Below are 16322 nucleotides of genomic sequence, written 5' to 3' on the forward strand. Positions count from 1 at the left end.
CCGGCTATCGGACTGCGCGGATGGCGACCATGCTTCCGACGAAGATCAGCCAGACCAGCAGAAAGACGCGGGCGGGCTTTTTGGGAATGATCGTACAGGCATACGAGCCTCCGATTGCCCCCAGGATTCCTCCGGCAACCATGGCGAAAATGAGTTGGGAGTCGCTCAAGCCCTGGTGAGCGTGGATGCCTCCGCCCACCAGCGAGAGGAGCATGCCGAAGGCGATGTCCGTCCCCACGACCTCGCTCGGGCTGAGCTTGGTCAAGGTGAGAAGGAGAAGGCTCCCCAAGGCGCCGCCGCCAGCGGAAAACGACCCCACCTCAAGCCCGATGAAGAAGGAAAAGGCGGGAAGCCATCGCAAGTAGCGGTGGAGATGGAGACGGTGCTCGGTCAGAGTAAACCAGAGATTGAGCAGGGAGGAGAGGACGACCGTCAAGCCGATCGCGAGCAGGATAAACGAGCCGAGGTGGCCTTTTCGCGAAACGTGGGCGAGCAGAAATGAGCCAGCCACAACCCCGGGAATCCCCCCTAAGGAGAGAAGGAGCAGAATCCGTTGGTTGATATCCCTCTTCAAAAAATAGATCAGGGAGCTCGGGATCTTGATCAGCGCCGAGAATCCCAACGCGACGCCAACTGCCACTGCCGGCTCGATCCCAAGGAAGAGAAGGATGGGGACCGTGAGCGTGCCTCCCCCGACTCCGGTCAACCCGATGAGAAAGGCGATGCAGAAGCCGAGGAAGTAGAATTTTGTCACGCGTATTGTCTATTTTGTCTATAGATATTCAGTTTATAGCTTCAAGCTTTCCCGCCGTCATCGGTCTTTGGCAGTCTTCCGCAATCGGAGAGGCGCATGCGGGAAAGGAGAGCACACCGGGCGCCTCTCGTCGATCTCGGGAAAGCGCCTCCCCGCCTTCCTTGGTCTCTTCGGCTTTCAGCTTAAGATCGCGTCGGTCTCGCCGCCGAACCAAGGTCGAGTCCAGCCTCGGAAGAGCCGTCCCCGTTCGGCAGGCTTCGGCCGCGCCAGAGCAGGTAGAGGATCGGATAGAGGAGCAATTCGAGCACCCCCGAGGTCACGATCCCGCCCACCATCGGTGTCGCGATTCGCTTCATCACGTCCGCCCCGGTTTCCTGGCTCCAAAGGATGGGAAGAAGCCCGAAGAGAATCGCACAGATGGTCATCATCTTCGGCCGGATCCTGCCGAGAGCGCCCGCCTCGATCGCCGCGCGCAGGTCAGCACGGGACCGCATCCTCCCTTCGCGACTCCGCTCTTCATAGGCATGATCCAAGTAGAGAAGCATGACGACCCCTGTCTCGGCGTCGAGGCCGGCCAGGGCGATCAACCCGACAGCCACGGCGACGCTCAGGTTGTAGCCAAGCCAGTAGAGCAGCCAGAAAGCTCCTACCAGGGAAAATGGGACCGCGAGCAGCACGAGCAGGGTTCGGCTGGCCGATCGCGTGTTCAAGTGGAGCAAGATCAAGATGATCATCAGGGTGAGGGGAATCAGGAGGAAGAGACGATGCTTCGCACGGAGGAAGTACTCATAAGAACCGGCCCATTCGACGTAATACCCGGGAGGGAAGGCTACGTTCCGGGCGATCTGCGCACCGGCTCGGCGAACGTAGCCAACAAGATCTTTGGCCGTGCTATCGACAAAGACAAAGCCGACGAGCTGGGCATTTTCGCTCCGAACCTCGGGCGGACCAAAGGCAAAATGGATATCCGCCAGCTCACCCAGAGGAACCTGAACGCCGGAGAGCGGTGCCCCCGGCAAGCTTCGGGACAAGGAGTCGGCTGAAACGGTTGGAGGTGTCTCGCCCAGGAGGATGCGAGAGAGTGCGAGCGGATCCTGCCGAAAGTCTCGATTGTAGCGGACGCTCACGGGGTATCGCTCCCGCCCCTCTACCGTGACAGTTACGGTATTGCCGCCAATCGCTCCTTCAATCGCCTGGTTCACGTCCTCGACCGTGAACCCGTAGCGCGCGAGCGCTTCGCGGCGCACCTGGATATCCAGGTACCTCCCCCCTTCCACCCGCTCCGCAAAGACGCTTCGAGTTTCGGGGAAGCCGGAAAGAGCACGCTCGATCTTCTCCCCCAAATCGCGGATCACAGCGAGGTCGGAACCGAAGATCTTGATTCCCAGATTGGACCGAAAGCCCGTCTGCAGCATCTCGGTGCGAGTCTGGATCGGCATCCAAAAGATGTTAGCGACCCCGGGAAACTGGAGCTGTCGATTGAGCTCCGCAAGGAGCTTGTTCCAGCTCATCCCTTTCCTCCACTCGGCTTCCGGCCGGAAGGTCACCACCGTCTCGGTCATCGAGAGCGGGGCCGGATCGGTCGCCGTATCTGCCTGCCCTACCTTCCCAAAGACGGTGGCGACCTCGGGCATCTGGGCGATGATCCGGTCTTGCGTCTGAAGGATGCGCGCCGCCTCCGCAATGGCCACGCCAGGTACCGCAGTCGGCATGTAGAGCAGGGTCCCCTCGTTGAGCGGAGGCATGAACTCCGCTCCCAAGCGACGAAGCGGGTAGAGAGTCGAGCCGAGCACTACAAGCGCGAGGAGAAGCACGAGAACGCCGTGGCGGAGAACCAGGCGGAGGATGGGGCCGTAGAGGGCGAGGAGAAGCCGGTTGAGAGGGTTTCGTCTTTCCGGAACGATGCGCCCCCGGACAAACCAGAGCATCAGCACGGGCACCAGGGTCACCGAGAGCACGGCGGCGAAAAACATCGCGAAGGTCTTGGTAAAGGCGAGCGGACGAAAGAGACGGCCCTCTTGAGCCTCGAGAGCGAAGACCGGCACAAAGGAGACCGTGATCACCAGAAGCGAAAAGAAGAGAGGTCGTCCCACCTGCTTGGCGGCGGTGAGCACGACCCGCAACCGTTCTGCCCCACGCGGATCCTTCCCCGTCTTCTCCCTGGCTTCTTCCAACCGCTTGTGGGCGTTTTCCACCATGATGACCGCACCGTCGACCATGGCCCCGATCGCGATGGCAATGCCTCCCAGCGACATGATGTTCGCGGTCAGCCGCAGGCCGCCAAAGGGGATGAAGGAGAGCACGATCGCCGCCGGGAGGAGGAGGATCGCCACAAGAGCGCTCCGAATATGCCAGAGGAAGAGAATGCAGACCAGGCTGACGACGAGGCACTCCTCGATCAGCTTCTTCCAGAGCGTGTGAATCGATCGAAGGATGAGCTCGGAGCGATCGTAGGTGGGCAACACTCGGACGCCGGGAGGGAAAGAGCTTTCGAGGGTGTTCAGCTTTTGCTTGACGCCGTCGATCACCCGCAGCGCATTTTCGCCATGGCGCATGACGACGATGCCGCCGACGGTTTCTCCTTTCCCGCCCAGCTCGGCGAGCCCTTGCCGCAGATCCCCCCCAAGCGTGAGACTCCCCAGCTGCCGGACAAGAATGGGAAAGCCCCGCGGGTCGGTGCGCACGACTGCGTTCCCCACATCCGCAAGGGACTGAAAGTAGCCCCGCCCGCGAATGTAATACTCCATGGTGGAGATCTCGAAGCTCTTTCCGCCGACGTCCCGGTTGCCCTTGCGAACCGCATCGACGACCTCCGAGAAGCGGACCCCGTAGGCCACGAGCTTACCCGGGTCGAGGTTCACCTGGTATTGGCGGACATAGCCGCCAACGCTCGCCACCTCGGAGACGCCGTGAACGGAAGCCAGGGCGTAGCGGAGGGTCCAATCCTGAAAAGAGCGGAGCTCGGCCAAGTCGTGCCTTCCCGACTCATCGACGAGCGCGTATTCGAAGACCCAGCCGACACCGGTCGCATCCGGTCCCAGGGTGGGGCTGACTCCTTCCGGCAGTCGGCTCCGGGCACCGTTCAGATACTCGAGCACGCGCGACCGAGCCCAGTAGAGATCGGTTCCATCTTCGAAGATCACGTAGACAAACGACTTCCCGAAGATCGACTCGCCACGGACAAACTTCACCTTCGGCGCCGAAAGAAAAAGTGTCGAGATCGGATAGGTAATCTGATCCTCGACGAGCGTCGGGCTCCGTCCGGGCCATTCGGTGTAGACGATCACCTGGACGTCGGAGAGATCCGGAATGGCATCCAGAGGAGAATTCCGCAGCGCCAAGATTCCCCAGGTAAGGCCAAAGGCGGCCAGTATGCTGACCAGGAATGGATTGCGCCCGCTCCAGTCGATGAGGCGATCCAACATGGTTACATCCCGGGCATTCCCGGCATCCCATGGGAATGGTGATGATCCGCCGGCGGCGCGGACGGAACCGCCTTCCCGGGCACCGACCCTCCTTCGGTGGGCTGTTCCCCGGACCAGATCTGCAAGGCCCCCTGGACACGGGACTCGGCTTCAATGAGGAAGTTGGCACCTGTCACGACACGCTCCCCCTCTTGGAGCCCGGCCAGCACCGGGTAGTCGTCGTCGAGCTTCTCGCCCAGGCGGACGAATCGGGGTTCGAGATGCCCTCCCCCGTGATCGACGAAGACGACAAAGCGCCGTCCTGTCGGAATCACCGCATCGCTCCGCACGGCGAGCTGCACTCCGTAGTCGAGCCGAGCCGCCACATCGGCATACATCCCCGGGCGCAGCTTGTGACCAGGGTTGGAGAGAATGATCCGCGCCTGCAGCCGGCGCACCGTCTCGGTGAAATGAGGTTGGACGAAATCGATTCGGCTCCGAAATCGTTCTCCGGGCAGGGCGGGCAGGGTCACCTCGCACGGCTGGCCTTCGGAAATAAAAGGCGCCTGATCTTCCGGAAATTGCGCAAGGACCCAGACACGAGAAAGACTGATGAGCCGGAAGAGCGTTTGTCCCGCCGAGAAGCGCATCCCCTCGACGACATTCTTTTCGTGCACATGGCCGGAAACCGGAGAGAGAAGATCGAAGGTCCCGTGAATCCCTTTTCCGGTGCGAACATCATTGGTCGACATGCTCCACGCATGACTTTCGAGCTCCCGGATCTGTGCGTCGGTCAGATCCCAGACGCGGATTCGGTTCCGGATATGCTCGAACTGCTGGTCGAGAAGGATCGGGTTGGCCTTTTGGACGAGCAGGCTTCTCCGCCAGGCGCGGTAGGCGCGGATATAGTCCATTTGGGCTTGGACCCAGTTCTCGGAGAGGATCGTCGCCAGCCTTTCTCCTTTGCGGACTTCTTTCCAGAGATAGTCGGCGTAGAGCTTGATGACATATCCATCACCCGCCTTCACGTTGATATCGACCTCCTTCGACTCGTCGACGGCGATGAGGGCGGGGGCACGCAATTCACGCACCAGGTGCCGCCGCTCGACTACGCCCGTCCGGATGCCGATCGCTTGCAGCCGCTCGGGAGGGACAAAAAAAGGGCTGGTCGACGGGAGCGAAGGAGAGGAAGAGAGCTGCTCAGTCCGAAAGGGTGCTCCGGCGGTGGCGGTCTCCGCGGCTTTCCCTGAAAGTGATCCGCTTGCTCGAACCGGAACCAGGTCCATGCTGCAGATCGGACACTTGCCAGGAGAGGGAGAACGCACGCTCGGGTGCATGGTGCAGGTGTAATAGAGAATCCGTTGCTTAGCCTCCGGATCTGCGGAGGCCGAACCGGCTTCGAGCCAGCCCCACAGGCCGAAAGCAAGAAGAAGGGCTGCCAAAGGTCGCAAGTGATTCATGGATGCAAAGAACCGGCTCTGGCAAAGAAAAACACCCCTTCCTGCGGAAACCCTCGCAGCGGCAGCGCGGAGTCCGGCGTTGCGCCTCTCATCGACCCGCGTTGCCGGGCTCCCGCAATGCCACGGGAGGGTTCCAGAGGATCTCGGCCCCGAGGAAGGCTTCCCGCGCTCCCATCGGCTCGCGAAGCCGACGGAGGACTGCGACGGATGACCTCGCTGCCCTGGAGCGAGGGGGAGTCGAAGAAGCTTCCGCTACTGGCGAGGGAGGAATGGCTCCATGGTCGGAGTCGAGTGCTTCACCCCTAGGTGCAAGCTCTCCAGGAATCGAGGGAGCCGCGGCAGTCGGGATTTCCTGAGCGGCCCCTCGGGGAGCGTCTGCCCCGGCTCGCTCCGCTTGCGGCGTGGAGGTGCGCACGGGAGAGGGCCGTCGCTCTCCGCCCCGCGGAAGGGGCTCGACCTTCCCGCGGCGGTAGGCGAGAGCCGTCTGGATCGCCAGCAGGAGGAGAATCGCAAGGAGAGTGCCCCACTCCGTCGAAAACGGGATCCCCGCTCCCAGGATGGGTGCGACGGCAGAAGGCGCGAGCGAGTCGAGCATCGTTCCCCCCAAATGGTTCGCCTTTGGCCTACGAAGAGGGCAAGCTCTCTTGACTCGTCCCCGGAGGCTCGCCCGCAATGCTCGAGCGCATCGCGGTATCGGCCTGGACGTTGCGCAGCCGGTAGTAGTCCATGACCCCGAGATGTCCTTTCCGGAAAGCGTCCGCCATCGCCAGAGGGATTTCGGCTTCCGCCTCGACGAGCTTGGCGCGCATCTCCTGCTCCAGGGCGACGGCCGCCGCACGCCGCACCTCGGCTTTCGCTTGAGCAACCCGCTTGTCCGCTTCCGCCTGCTCGGCCTGAAGCTTCGCCCCGATGTTGTCCCCGATGGTGACCTCTGCGATATCGATCGAGAGGATCTCGAAAGCTGTCCCGGAATCGAGTCCCTTCTGAAGAACCGTCTTCGAAATCCGATCGGGGTACTCCAGGACCTCCTTGTAATTGAGCGCCGAGCCGATCGTCGTGACGATTCCTTCTCCGACCCGCGCGATGATCGTCTCCTCGGTCGCTCCCCCGACAAAACGTTCGAGATTGGTGCGAACGGTGACTCGGGCCCGCGCTTTCACCGCGATCCCATCCTTGGCCACGCCCGCAATCGTGTTTTGCCCGGACGCCGGATTCGGACAGTCGATTACCCTGGGATTGACGCTGGTCCGGACGGCTTCGAAGACGCTCTTCCCGGTGCCGATCGTAGCCAGATCGATGGCGCACGCCCGGTTGAAATCGAGGGAGATCCCCGCTCGGTCCGCCGCGATCAGAGCACGGACGACCTGCTCCACGTTGCCGCGCGCCAGGTAGTGGGATTCGAGCTGAGCGGTGCTCAGATCGAGGCCGGATCGGACCGCAGTGACGCGATTGTTGACAATGAGGGAAGGAGGGATACCCCGCAACCGCATGGCCACCAGGTTGAAGAGGCTCACCCAGGCCCCGGAGATAAAGGCGCGGACCCAGATGCCAACAAAATTGATCACGAGAACGGCAAAGACGAGGGCAACCAGGGAGAGAAAACCGAGCAAGAATAGAGAGATCATGCTGTGGCCTCCACGATCCAGTGGCCGTCACGCCATCCCACCACGCGGATCCTGGTCCCTTCCTCCAGAAATCCGCTCTCCGCAACAACCTCTGTCCGCTTCTCCTCGAATAGGGCGACCCCGATGGGATGGCAAGGCGAAACAAGAAGCCCCTCGTGACCCACCAGATCCGAATGAGGGCGCCCGACGCCGGACGGATTGCGGAACTCGAGCGCCATCCGATGGCCGAGGCGACTCTTGGGCAGGAACCGGAGCCAGGCCCACAGGAACGCGCTGGAGAAGAGAAGGCTCGCCGCGAGCACCGCCAGGCCCGCTCCCCATCCCGAACGGGCAAAGGCGACGACAACTCCTGTCAGGAAGGCGACGAGCGCCAGCAATCCCAGAATCGTGCTGGGAAAGAAGAGCTCGGCGCCGAATAAGACCAAGCCCGCCAAAAGGCAAAAGAGAATCGCGATCATCCCTCCTCGCCTAGCGCCTCGACAACGACCCGGGCTCCCTCCACCGAAACGATCCGCAACCGGCTCCCTGCGGGGACGAAAGCTCCGGGGGTCACGACGTCGACAACCTTTTCCCCAAAGCGACCGGCACCCGACGGCCGCAAGACCGTGATCGCAACCCCTTCCTCGCCGGGATGAACGGGCGAAACGATCTTTTCCGCCGAGATCCCATCCAGACCCATCCCGAGGCGCCGCGCCGGGAGAAATCGTGCGGCGATCGCCCCTATGGCCACGGCTCCCATGATGGCCAGCAGAAGCAGGAGGAGAGGTCGGGCGAGCGCTTCGGCCCCGATCCAGAGCGCCTCCTTGGGATAGCGATCGACCATCGCATAGAGCAATCCCAGAAGGACGAGAATCGACCCGACCATCGTCGGCAGAAGAAGGCCCGGAAGGAAGAGGAGCTCAAGGACGATGAGCCCCACCCCGACGAGAAAAAGAAAAAGCGGTTCCCATCCGCTCAAGCCGGCCAGGTAGTGGCCAAAGAAGTAGAGAAGGAAGCAGAGCAGGGCGCCAGCTCCAAACAGTCCGAAAGAGGCACCGGTCTTGAGTTCCCAGTAGCCCAAGAGCAGGCCAAGCCCCAGCAATAGTGGGCCTGCGGCCATCAGTCCGCGACCAAGGCGCTCGAAACCCGTGGGGCGCAGCTCCCGGAGCTGCTTGCCGCCGATCGTGCCCACCAGGCTCTGGAGATCCGCGACCGTTCCCTCCGACAACAGAGGTCGGGGAGGATTGCCGAAGCGGTGCCCCGCCTCGACGTCGGTCAGCGTCAGGACCTTTCCTTTCGGGAGAAGGGTGGCCCCGTCGATCACCAGGCCGCTTTCCCGATCGACCATGGCTTCAAAGACCGCCGGGGGATGGCCGTGACGCTGCGCCGTAGCCCGGACGAGAGCTTGGTAGGCCGAAAGAATCTTCTTCTCGTAGCTTTCGGGAAGCGGCTGAACCGACCCGCCTCCCGGAGCGACCAAGATCGGGGTGGCGGCACCGATGACCGAGCCGGGGGCCATATAAATATGGCGGGTGGCCGCCGCAAGGAAGGCGCCCGCCGAAAGCGCCTTGGGGTTGACGTAAGCGTAGGTCGCCTCCTGATTCGGGAAATGCTCGACGATCCGAATCGCCTCCTCCATGGCATCCGCCCGCCCGCCGGGGGTATCGAGGTCGAGCACCAGTGCAGAGGCTCCTTGGGCGACCGCTTCTTTCACCCCGCGACGGACGAGGTAGATGAGCGCTGGATCGATTTCGCCATGCACCGGGATCACGTAGACCAAGTGGTCCGCGAACGCCGAAGTCGCTTGGAGCAAGCCAGCGACAATCCAAGGGAGCTTCCAGGAGAGCCTTGATCGAACCCTACTCCACATAAGCTCTCCTTCACCTTCCGCCAATGATCTCCTGCCGTCAATCCCGGCCCCAAAGAGCATTGACACGCCCGCGCCTCTTGGGCCAGGCTTCTGGCGAAAGTCAGGATCCGATCGGGCGATGTCTACCGGCTTCGTTTCTCCGTGCAGGTCTGGCTCCTCGTCGAGAGAGGGCCATCCATTCCTCCCGTCAATCTGTGGGCTCGCCGCGCTTCTGTTGTGGATCGCACCCCCGCTTTCGGCGAGCGCGGCAACCGGCGGTTCCGATGCCTCGGGCGGAACGACCGATGCCAGCTCGCAGAGCTCGCAGGTAGCGGAGCTGATCAAGCGGTTGGAGGATCAGGGGATACCGGTACAGGCGAACACCAAGGGGATTGTCTTATCGGGGTATGTGGATGCGAGCTACACCTACAACGCGATCAACGCGCCATCGTTTAACCAGGTGCCTGGTTTTGCGGCGCCGGCGGGGTATGCGGGGCCGACCAATGCGGCGGGGCAGGCTTTAGGGTATCCGGCGATTCCGGGGCGGGAGCCGGTGGATGGGATTCCGGGCGGGGGCTTCAACATGAACGCCTTCAAGCTGGCCCTGGAGAAGCCGCTTACCGATGAGAACCGGTGGCAGGCGGGGTTTCGGGCGGATCTGATCGTGGGGCAGGATGCTTCGATTGGGGCTCCGGACACGATTGGGGGCTTGGGGACCAACGCCAGTTCGCTGGTGCTCTTCAACACCTCGAGCTTCTGGTTGGAGCAGGCCTACGTGGTCTTCCGGGTACCGGTGGGCAACGGGCTCGACATTCGGATTGGGAAGTTTGTCGATCCGGCGGGCTACGAGGTGGTGGAGCGGCCGGTGAACCTCGACTTCAGCTACGGGCTGCTCTTCAGCAATCTTTTGCCGACGACGCTCACGGGGATGCAGGCGATCTACCATTTTGACGACCAGTGGTCGACTCGCTTCGGGGTGGCCGACGGAGGCTTCGATGTCTCCCGTGGGGGCTACCTCTACAACGGTTATTTGAACAACACGATCGATAGCAACGATGCCTATCTGCTTTTTTGGAACGGGCAGTGGGAGGCCAAGGGGAAGAACGCGATCCTGAGCGCGACTGCGATGTACGGGTTCAACGGGGTCAATCCTCCGGGCTTCGGAGCCTCTCCGATCAATGGGGTAGCCCAGCCCTACGGCATCGCACAGGGGATTCGCGGAGAGGGGCCCTTCAACCAGAACAACGCCTTCTTCCTGGGCGATGTCTGGGGCTCCTGGGCCCCAAAGTTCGCCCACGACCGGCTCCTCCTGGGCTTCGAGTTGACCGGGGGCTTCTACAACAATGACGTGAGCTACGTCTCTCCCGCGGTCAGCGGATTGCCAATGGGCCTCTACAGCGGCCCCTCCAACTGGTATGGCGCCGCCCTCCACATGAAGTACCAGTTCAACTCGATCGTCAGCCTCTCCCAACGCGCCGAATGGATGCAGGCGGGCTGGAACAGCATCCTGGCCGGCCACAACGCCCCCACCGATATCTGGGAGTATACCGCCACCTTGGCCTTCGACCTCGCCGAGAACTTCATGATGCGGCTCGAAGGAAGAATCGACTGGGGCCTCGGTGTCATGGGCTACTACGGCTATCCCTACCAAGGCACTACCTCCCCAAGTGCCCTTCTCTACTCCGGCAACGGCCCCATCTTCCTCGGCGCCCTCGAATTCGTCTATAGCTACTAAGCGGGGGAACCAAGCGAGCCGGGCCCCTCGTTCCCCGCGAGAGCCACCGCCGCCCGGCTCTTTGGGTCTCGTTCAGAGGATCGCGTAGTGAGCCAGGATCGTGCCGTCTCTTGCCTTCCGCCATCGGATCAGGCCTAACGGCAGCCGTGCCCTTCCTTCTGGCGGCTCGTATCCGGAGACCAAGGGGTCCGCGTCCCCATGACCGAATTCCGGGAGCCATCGGATGTGGATCTCCCTCACGCGCCCGCTTTCGAGCGCCATGCGATTCCAAAGTGCATCGCCCAAGAGGCAGATGCCGTGCGATCCCGGCTCAAGGCACCGTGCGAGCTGCCCGGCGGACCGCTTGCGGGTTCGCAGCCCTCCCGCTTGTGCCGGCAGCTCCCAAGGGGTCCACAGCTCTTCCATACTCCCTCCGCCTCCAGTGCGGCAGAGGGTTTCTACGAGGAATTCGGCTCGCTCGGGACGGGTCGAGAGCCGCCCGTCAAGAAAGAGTTCCGCCAGCAGCACGATCATAGCCGACGGGGAGACCTTCTCCTCCGAATACCGACCCGACCGACAGCCGCATCCCCCGCGCAAATTCGGCCGCAGCCATCCGCCGCTTGCCTTCGAGCTGCACCTCGCGCAGCAAGAGACCCCCACTTCCCCCTGCGGCTACGAGGATCCCGTGCGAATCGATCCGTACGACCTCGCCCGGCCTCCCGGAAGCGCGAATCGATACGATGGCGCCGAAGATCTTCAGGATCCGCGCCTGTCCGCCGTCCCGAAGCGATGTGTAGGCGATCGGCCAGGGGTTCATCGCCCGAATGTGTGCGTGAATCTCCCACTTGTCCCGCGTCCAATCAATCTCCGCATCCTCCTTGCGCAACTTTCTCGCGTAGCTCGCTCGGGACGGGTCCTGCGGCACCCGTTCGGCAGCACCCGATTCCAGGCGGTCGAGCGCTTCCACAATGGCCCGGGACCCCAGTTTCGCCAATCGTTGCTGCAGGGTCGCCGTCGTATCGGTGGAGCGAATCAGGATCTTCCTGGTCAACAGGATATCACCCGTATCCAGTCCCTCATCCATCCAGATCACGGAGACCCCGGTCTCCCGGTCGCGGCTTCGAATGGCCGCCTGGATCGGCGCCGCACCCCGATGGCGGGGGAGCAGCGACGCATGCAGGTTGAGCGCAGCGCGGGTCGGAAGCTCGAGCACCTCCCGTGAAAGGATCTGCCCATAGGCGACAACCACCAGGACGTCCGGTTGCAGGAAGCGGATCTGCTCGACAGCGGTCGGGGCACCGATCTTTTCTGGCTGGAAGATGGGCAGCCGGAGCTCGAGGGCGGCAGACTTGACTGGGCAAGGGGTGGGGAGGCGGTGCCTTCCCGCAGGCCGATCGACCTGCGTGATGACCCCTTGGAGCCGATAGTCCCGGTGGACGGCCAGCGCTCGAAGGCTAGGAATCCCGAACTCACCCGACCCGATAAAGACGACTTTCATGTTCCCAGAAGAAAGCCTCACGACGGCCCCTTGCCGCGCTACGCTCGGCGGTGTCCCCGATGCCGATGCCGGTGGGGATGATGCAAAGGTGCCGCCAAGCGCGAAGGCTCCCCGGGCGAAGCAACGACCTCCCGCTGCCCGAGCGAGGCCCCGCAGCCCGTGCAGAGATAATCGTAGATCTCCTTCCCCGGCAAGACGAGCAGGAGTCGTTCCCGGACAGCCATGGGTTTTCCGCACGAAGAGCAGTAAAGGGCAGAAGCCGAAAAGCTTTCGAACGAACCGCTCATGAGTTAAACTTACTCATTGCTCAGGATGAGCCGCAAGGCAATTGGTGGTCGGGCCATCTGGCCCCTCTCCTCTCATCCGGGTGCGGGGATCGGCGCGATCGGATGCACCGCCGCTCGAACCGCCTGGAAGATGGGGTAAGCGAAGTTCCGATGAAGGCAGGCCGCACCGGAGACGGGTCACTGGCACCCGACATCGATTCGATCCTCGATCGGGCCGCAGCGCTCCTACATGCGGGAGAGCTCGTCGGCGTGCCGACGGAAACGGTTTACGGGCTCGCCGCCGATGCGACCAATCCCGTGGCCGTGGCCCGGCTCTTCGAACGAAAGGGGCGCGCCTCCTTCCAGCCGATCAGCGTCCTTTGCGGCTCCTCCGAAATGGCCTTCGGCCTGCTGGCCAACGTTCCCGAGAGTGCGGCTCGTCTCGCGGCCCGCTTCTGGCCGGGGCCGCTCACCTTGATTCTGCGCAAGCGCGCGGAGGCGCTTCCCGACCTTCTCACGGCGGGCCTCCCGTTCGTAGGGGTACGCATCCCCGATCACCCGCTCACTCTCGCCCTGTTGGAGCGCTTTGGCGGCCCCTTGGCCGCTCCCAGTGCCAACCGCTCCGGCCACCTGAGCCCGACCACGGCGCGCGCCGTCGAAGACGAGTTCGGGGAGGAGATCGCCCTCGTGCTCGATGGGGGGCCCTGCCGTGTCGGCGTAGAATCGACGGTGGTCTCCCTTGTGCACCGGCGGCCCATCTTGATCCGGCTCGGGGGGATCCCTCAGGAGCTCCTGGAGGAAGAGATCGGCTCCGTCGATCGCGAGACGGATTCCCCATGCCTCTCCCATCGTCACTACATGCTGCGCACGCCTCTCTTTCTCGTCCGGACCCCCGAAGCGATCCTTCTCCCCGAACGCAAGGAGGCCGGATTCCTCGCTTGGGGGCCCTGCCCGGAAGGGTTTTCCCTCTGCCGCAGCCTCTCCCTTACCTATCGGCTGGACGAAGCGGCGGGGAACCTCTTTCGACAGCTCCACGAGCTCGACGATTGTGGCCTGAGACGGATCTATGCCGTGCTCCTGCCCGATCGCGGGCTTGGGTGTGCGATCAACGAGCGGCTGCGGAAAGCAGCCGACGCCTCTGCCTCCTCTGGAAACCTTCCCGAGGGCGGCTACGCGAGCAGCCCCGCTTCCCCTTCCTCCTCCTGATCGGGCACGATCCGGGCGACACTGATCAGCCGATCGCCTTGATCCAAAGACAGGAGGCGGACTCCTTGGGTATTGCGGCCGACGCGCCGGATCCCCTTGACCGGCATGCGCACCGTCAATCCTCTCTGCGTCAGCAGCATCAACTCATCCCCATCGACGACCGACAGCGCGGCGACGACCTCCCCGGTCCTCTTGGTCATCCTCATGGTAATGACCCCCTTGCCCCCTCGCCCTTGGCGGCGGTATTCGTCGAAATCGGTTCGCTTGCCCAGCCCATTGGAGCCGGCCACCAGGAGCATGGCGGCAGGATCGACCACGGCGGCCGCCACCACTCGATCTTCCCTTCCCAAGCGAATTCCCCGCACCCCCGCAGCGGTCCTGCCCATGGAACGGACGTCTTCCTCGGGAAAGCGGATGCTCAAGCCCTCCCGCGTGATCAAGACGACTTCGCGATCTCCCGTGGTGAACTTCACGTCGATGAGCCGGTCGCCTTCCGAGATGTGGATGGCCCGAATCCCCTTCTTGCGCATATGGGCGAATTCGGAAAGGGGGGTCTTTTTCACCTGTCCCAGAGCGGTGCAAAAGAAGAGGAACCCCGGACGATCCCAAGCCGCCCCGTCCTCGGAAGCGGAGGAGCCGACACGAAGGAGGGCGGCAATCTCCTCATCCGGTGCCAGCTCAAGCACGTTCGCAATGCTTCTCCCTTTGGCCGCTCGCGCCATCTCCGGGATTTCATAGACCCGCTCGATGTAGGCACGCCCCGCTGTAGTAAAGAAAATCAGGTGATCGTGCGTGGAAGCGGTGAACAGATGCTCCACGAAGTCGTTCTCTTCGGTCCTCTCCCCTTCCTGGGCCACCATTCCGATCACCCCTCGGCCGCCGCGCCGCTGCACCCGGTAATTGGCCAGGCCGGTCCGCTTGATGTAGCCCTTGTGGGTCAGGGTGATGACGACCGATTCCCGGGCCACCAGGTCTTCGAAGGCAACCTCCCCTTCCGCCGGAACGATCTCCGTCCGCCGCGGGGTCGCGCGTTTGGCGGCCACCTCCAGGAGCTCTGTTCGAATCAAGGAGAGCACCCGCGCTTCGCTCCCTAAAATCTCCTCAAGCTCGCGAGCCCGCTCCATGAGCTTCCGATATTCCTCGATGATCTTTTCCCTCTCCAGGCCAGTGAGCTGGTAGAGGCGAAGATCGAGGATCGCATCGAGCTGCGCGTCGGAGAGTACGTATCGGCCGCTCTCGAGCCGCTCCGCATGGCGAACGACGATGCCGAAGGCTTCCACCTGTTCCCGGGTAAACTCATATCCCCCCAGCTCGATCCGAGCCGCTTCGCGATTGGCCGCTCCCCGAATGATGCGGAGAAACTCGTCCAGGTTGGCCAGGGCGATCAGATAGCCCTCCAGGATTTCCGCCCTCTCTTCCGCCTTCCGGAGCTCGAAGCGGCTTCGCCGCAGGACGACCTCTCTCCGATGCTCCAGGTAAGCGAGAAGCATCTCCTTGAGATTGAGGGTGCGAGGCCGCCCTCCGTCGATCGCCAGCGAATTGACGGCGAAGATCGTCTCGAGGGGAGTCAGTCGGTAGAGATTATTTTCGACGACCTTGGGCACCGCGTCGCGACGCAGCTCGATGACAACCCGGGTGTTCTCGTCGGATTCATCCCGGACGTCGCTGGCATCGATCAGCTTTTCGGTGATCAGATCACCGATCCGCTCCACCAGGGTCGCGCGATTCACGTTGAAGGGAATCTCGTCGACGATGATCGTTGCTCTCCCGTTCCGCAACTCCTCCACATGGAGACGTGCCCGAAGCCGTATGCTCCCCTTGCCCGTCAGGAAATAATTCCGAATCCCCTCCTGGCCGACCACGATCCCTCCCGTCGGAAAATCCGGTCCCTTCACAAACTCGAGGAGATCCTCCGCGGAGAGCGCCGGGTTGTCGATGAGAGCGCAGACCCCTTGGACGAGCTCTCCGAGATTGTGCGGAGGGATGTTGGTCGCCATCCCCACCGCAATGCCCGTGCTCCCGTTGACCAGCAGGTTGGGAAAAGCCGCCGGGAAGACGACCGGCTCGGTCCGGGTTTCATCGTAGTTGGGGACGAAGTCGACCGTATCCTTGTCCATGTCCGCCATGAGGAGCGCGCCAAGATGCGTCAGACGGGCTTCGGTGTACCGCATCGCGGCGGGAGGATCCCCTTCTACCGACCCGAAGTTCCCCTGCCCGTCGATCAAGGGGTCGCGCATCGCCCACGGCTGGGCCATATGGACCAGGGTCGGATAGATCGCCTGATCCCCATGAGGATGGTAGTTTCCCATGGTCTCGCCGACGATCTTGGCGCATTTGAGATGCTTCCGATTGGGAGCGAGCCCGAGCTCGTGCATCGAGTAGAGGATGCGCCTCTGCGAGGGCTTTAGGCCGTCGCGCACGTCCGGGAGCGCCCGGGCGATGATGACCGACATCGCATAGTCGAGGAAGCAGCTGCGCATCTCCTCGGAGACATCGCGCGCTTCGAAACGCTCTGCTCCCAGCAGGGGCTGCCCATCGCCACCCGTTGTGCCATCCGGCATACGATC

At 62.9% G+C, this 16322-nt stretch carries 13 protein-coding genes; 2 read left to right on the forward strand and 11 right to left on the reverse strand.

Translation table 11 applies throughout. The annotated features are described in order from the left end of the window. Window positions 1–4 precede the first annotated feature (4 nt). The 7 genes from MacB4_RS06230 to MacB4_RS06260 form a co-directional block, all read right to left on the reverse strand. On the reverse strand, window positions 5–754 hold the full coding sequence (locus tag MacB4_RS06230) for a sulfite exporter TauE/SafE family protein (protein WP_206863039.1): 750 nt from the start codon (window positions 752–754) through the stop codon (window positions 5–7). A 182-nt stretch (window positions 755–936) separates the two neighbouring features. Next, complete coding sequence (locus MacB4_RS06235; protein WP_206863040.1) at window positions 937–4179, reverse strand: efflux RND transporter permease subunit; 3243 nt, start codon at window positions 4177–4179, stop codon at window positions 937–939. A gap of 2 nt (window positions 4180–4181) precedes the next feature. After that, window positions 4182–5618, reverse strand: a complete 1437-nt coding sequence (locus MacB4_RS06240) for an efflux RND transporter periplasmic adaptor subunit (protein ID WP_206863041.1) — start codon at window positions 5616–5618, stop codon at window positions 4182–4184. 88 nt (window positions 5619–5706) lie between these two features. Then, window positions 5707–6213 (reverse strand): hypothetical protein, encoded by a 507-nt coding sequence (locus tag MacB4_RS06245; RefSeq protein ID WP_206863042.1) that lies wholly within the window; start codon window positions 6211–6213, stop codon window positions 5707–5709. Window positions 6214–6241: 28 nt separating this feature from the next. After that, entirely contained in the window at window positions 6242–7243 is a 1002-nt protein-coding gene (gene floA, locus MacB4_RS06250) for a flotillin-like protein FloA (protein WP_206863044.1), read from the reverse strand. Next, a complete protein-coding gene (locus MacB4_RS06255; RefSeq protein ID WP_206863045.1) occupies window positions 7240–7701 on the reverse strand; it encodes an NfeD family protein in 462 nt (153 codons plus the stop codon). The genes floA and MacB4_RS06255 overlap by 4 nt, the downstream gene beginning before the upstream one ends. Beyond that, on the reverse strand, window positions 7698–9092 hold the full coding sequence (locus MacB4_RS06260) for a nodulation protein NfeD (RefSeq protein WP_242529138.1): 1395 nt from the start codon (window positions 9090–9092) through the stop codon (window positions 7698–7700). The genes MacB4_RS06255 and MacB4_RS06260 overlap by 4 nt, the downstream gene beginning before the upstream one ends. Before the next feature lie 214 nt (window positions 9093–9306). Between MacB4_RS06260 and MacB4_RS06265 the strand changes: the two genes are divergently transcribed. Next, window positions 9307–10806: an outer membrane beta-barrel protein gene (locus MacB4_RS06265; RefSeq protein WP_242529139.1), complete on the forward strand. Its 1500-nt coding sequence runs from the start codon at window positions 9307–9309 to the stop codon at window positions 10804–10806. A gap of 72 nt (window positions 10807–10878) precedes the next feature. Here the strand turns inward: MacB4_RS06265 and MacB4_RS06270 are convergent, their stop codons facing one another. The 3 genes from MacB4_RS06270 to MacB4_RS06280 form a co-directional block, all read right to left on the reverse strand. Continuing rightward, window positions 10879–11211 (reverse strand): hypothetical protein, encoded by a 333-nt coding sequence (locus MacB4_RS06270; protein WP_206863046.1) that lies wholly within the window; start codon window positions 11209–11211, stop codon window positions 10879–10881. Between the two features lie 76 nt (window positions 11212–11287). Continuing rightward, complete coding sequence (fmt, locus tag MacB4_RS06275; protein ID WP_206863047.1) at window positions 11288–12283, reverse strand: methionyl-tRNA formyltransferase; 996 nt, start codon at window positions 12281–12283, stop codon at window positions 11288–11290. Window positions 12284–12321: 38 nt separating this feature from the next. After that, window positions 12322–12507: a hypothetical protein gene (locus MacB4_RS06280; protein ID WP_206863048.1), complete on the reverse strand. Its 186-nt coding sequence runs from the start codon at window positions 12505–12507 to the stop codon at window positions 12322–12324. Between the two features lie 213 nt (window positions 12508–12720). On the opposite strand from MacB4_RS06280, the gene MacB4_RS06285 reads away from it, so the two are divergent. Further along, window positions 12721–13755, forward strand: a complete 1035-nt coding sequence (locus MacB4_RS06285) for an L-threonylcarbamoyladenylate synthase (RefSeq protein WP_206863049.1) — start codon at window positions 12721–12723, stop codon at window positions 13753–13755. Here the strand turns inward: MacB4_RS06285 and gyrA are convergent. Next, window positions 13719–16316, reverse strand: a complete 2598-nt coding sequence (gene gyrA, locus MacB4_RS06290; RefSeq protein ID WP_206863050.1) for a DNA gyrase subunit A — start codon at window positions 16314–16316, stop codon at window positions 13719–13721. The two genes, MacB4_RS06285 and gyrA, sit on opposite strands and share 37 nt — an antisense overlap. Between the last annotated feature and the right edge of the window lie 6 nt (window positions 16317–16322).

This window comes from Methylacidimicrobium sp. B4 (assembly GCF_017310545.1).
In the GTDB taxonomy this organism is placed as follows: domain Bacteria; phylum Verrucomicrobiota; class Verrucomicrobiia; order Methylacidiphilales; family Methylacidiphilaceae; genus Methylacidimicrobium.

Bases quoted from the DNA above. Each gene is read 5' to 3' on its own strand.
- MacB4_RS06235 (WP_206863040.1), bottom strand. From the start codon at position 4,179: ATGTTGGATCGCCTCATCGACTGGAGCGGGCGCAATCCATTCCTGGTC.
- MacB4_RS06240 (WP_206863041.1), bottom strand. From the start codon at position 5,618: ATGAATCACTTGCGACCTTTGGCAGCCCTTCTTCTTGCTTTCGGCCTG.
- MacB4_RS06245 (WP_206863042.1), bottom strand. From the start codon at position 6,213: ATGCTCGACTCGCTCGCGCCTTCTGCCGTCGCACCCATCCTGGGAGCG.
- floA (WP_206863044.1), bottom strand. From the start codon at position 7,243: ATGATCTCTCTATTCTTGCTCGGTTTTCTCTCCCTGGTTGCCCTCGTC.
- MacB4_RS06255 (WP_206863045.1), bottom strand. From the start codon at position 7,701: ATGATCGCGATTCTCTTTTGCCTTTTGGCGGGCTTGGTCTTATTCGGC.
- MacB4_RS06260 (WP_242529138.1), bottom strand. From the start codon at position 9,092: ATGTGGAGTAGGGTTCGATCAAGGCTCTCCTGGAAGCTCCCTTGGATT.
- MacB4_RS06270 (WP_206863046.1), bottom strand. From the start codon at position 11,211: ATGGAAGAGCTGTGGACCCCTTGGGAGCTGCCGGCACAAGCGGGAGGG.
- fmt (WP_206863047.1), bottom strand. From the start codon at position 12,283: ATGAAAGTCGTCTTTATCGGGTCGGGTGAGTTCGGGATTCCTAGCCTT.
- MacB4_RS06280 (WP_206863048.1), bottom strand. From the start codon at position 12,507: ATGGCTGTCCGGGAACGACTCCTGCTCGTCTTGCCGGGGAAGGAGATC.
- MacB4_RS06285 (WP_206863049.1), top strand. From the start codon at position 12,721: ATGAAGGCAGGCCGCACCGGAGACGGGTCACTGGCACCCGACATCGAT.
- gyrA (WP_206863050.1), bottom strand. From the start codon at position 16,316: ATGCCGGATGGCACAACGGGTGGCGATGGGCAGCCCCTGCTGGGAGCA.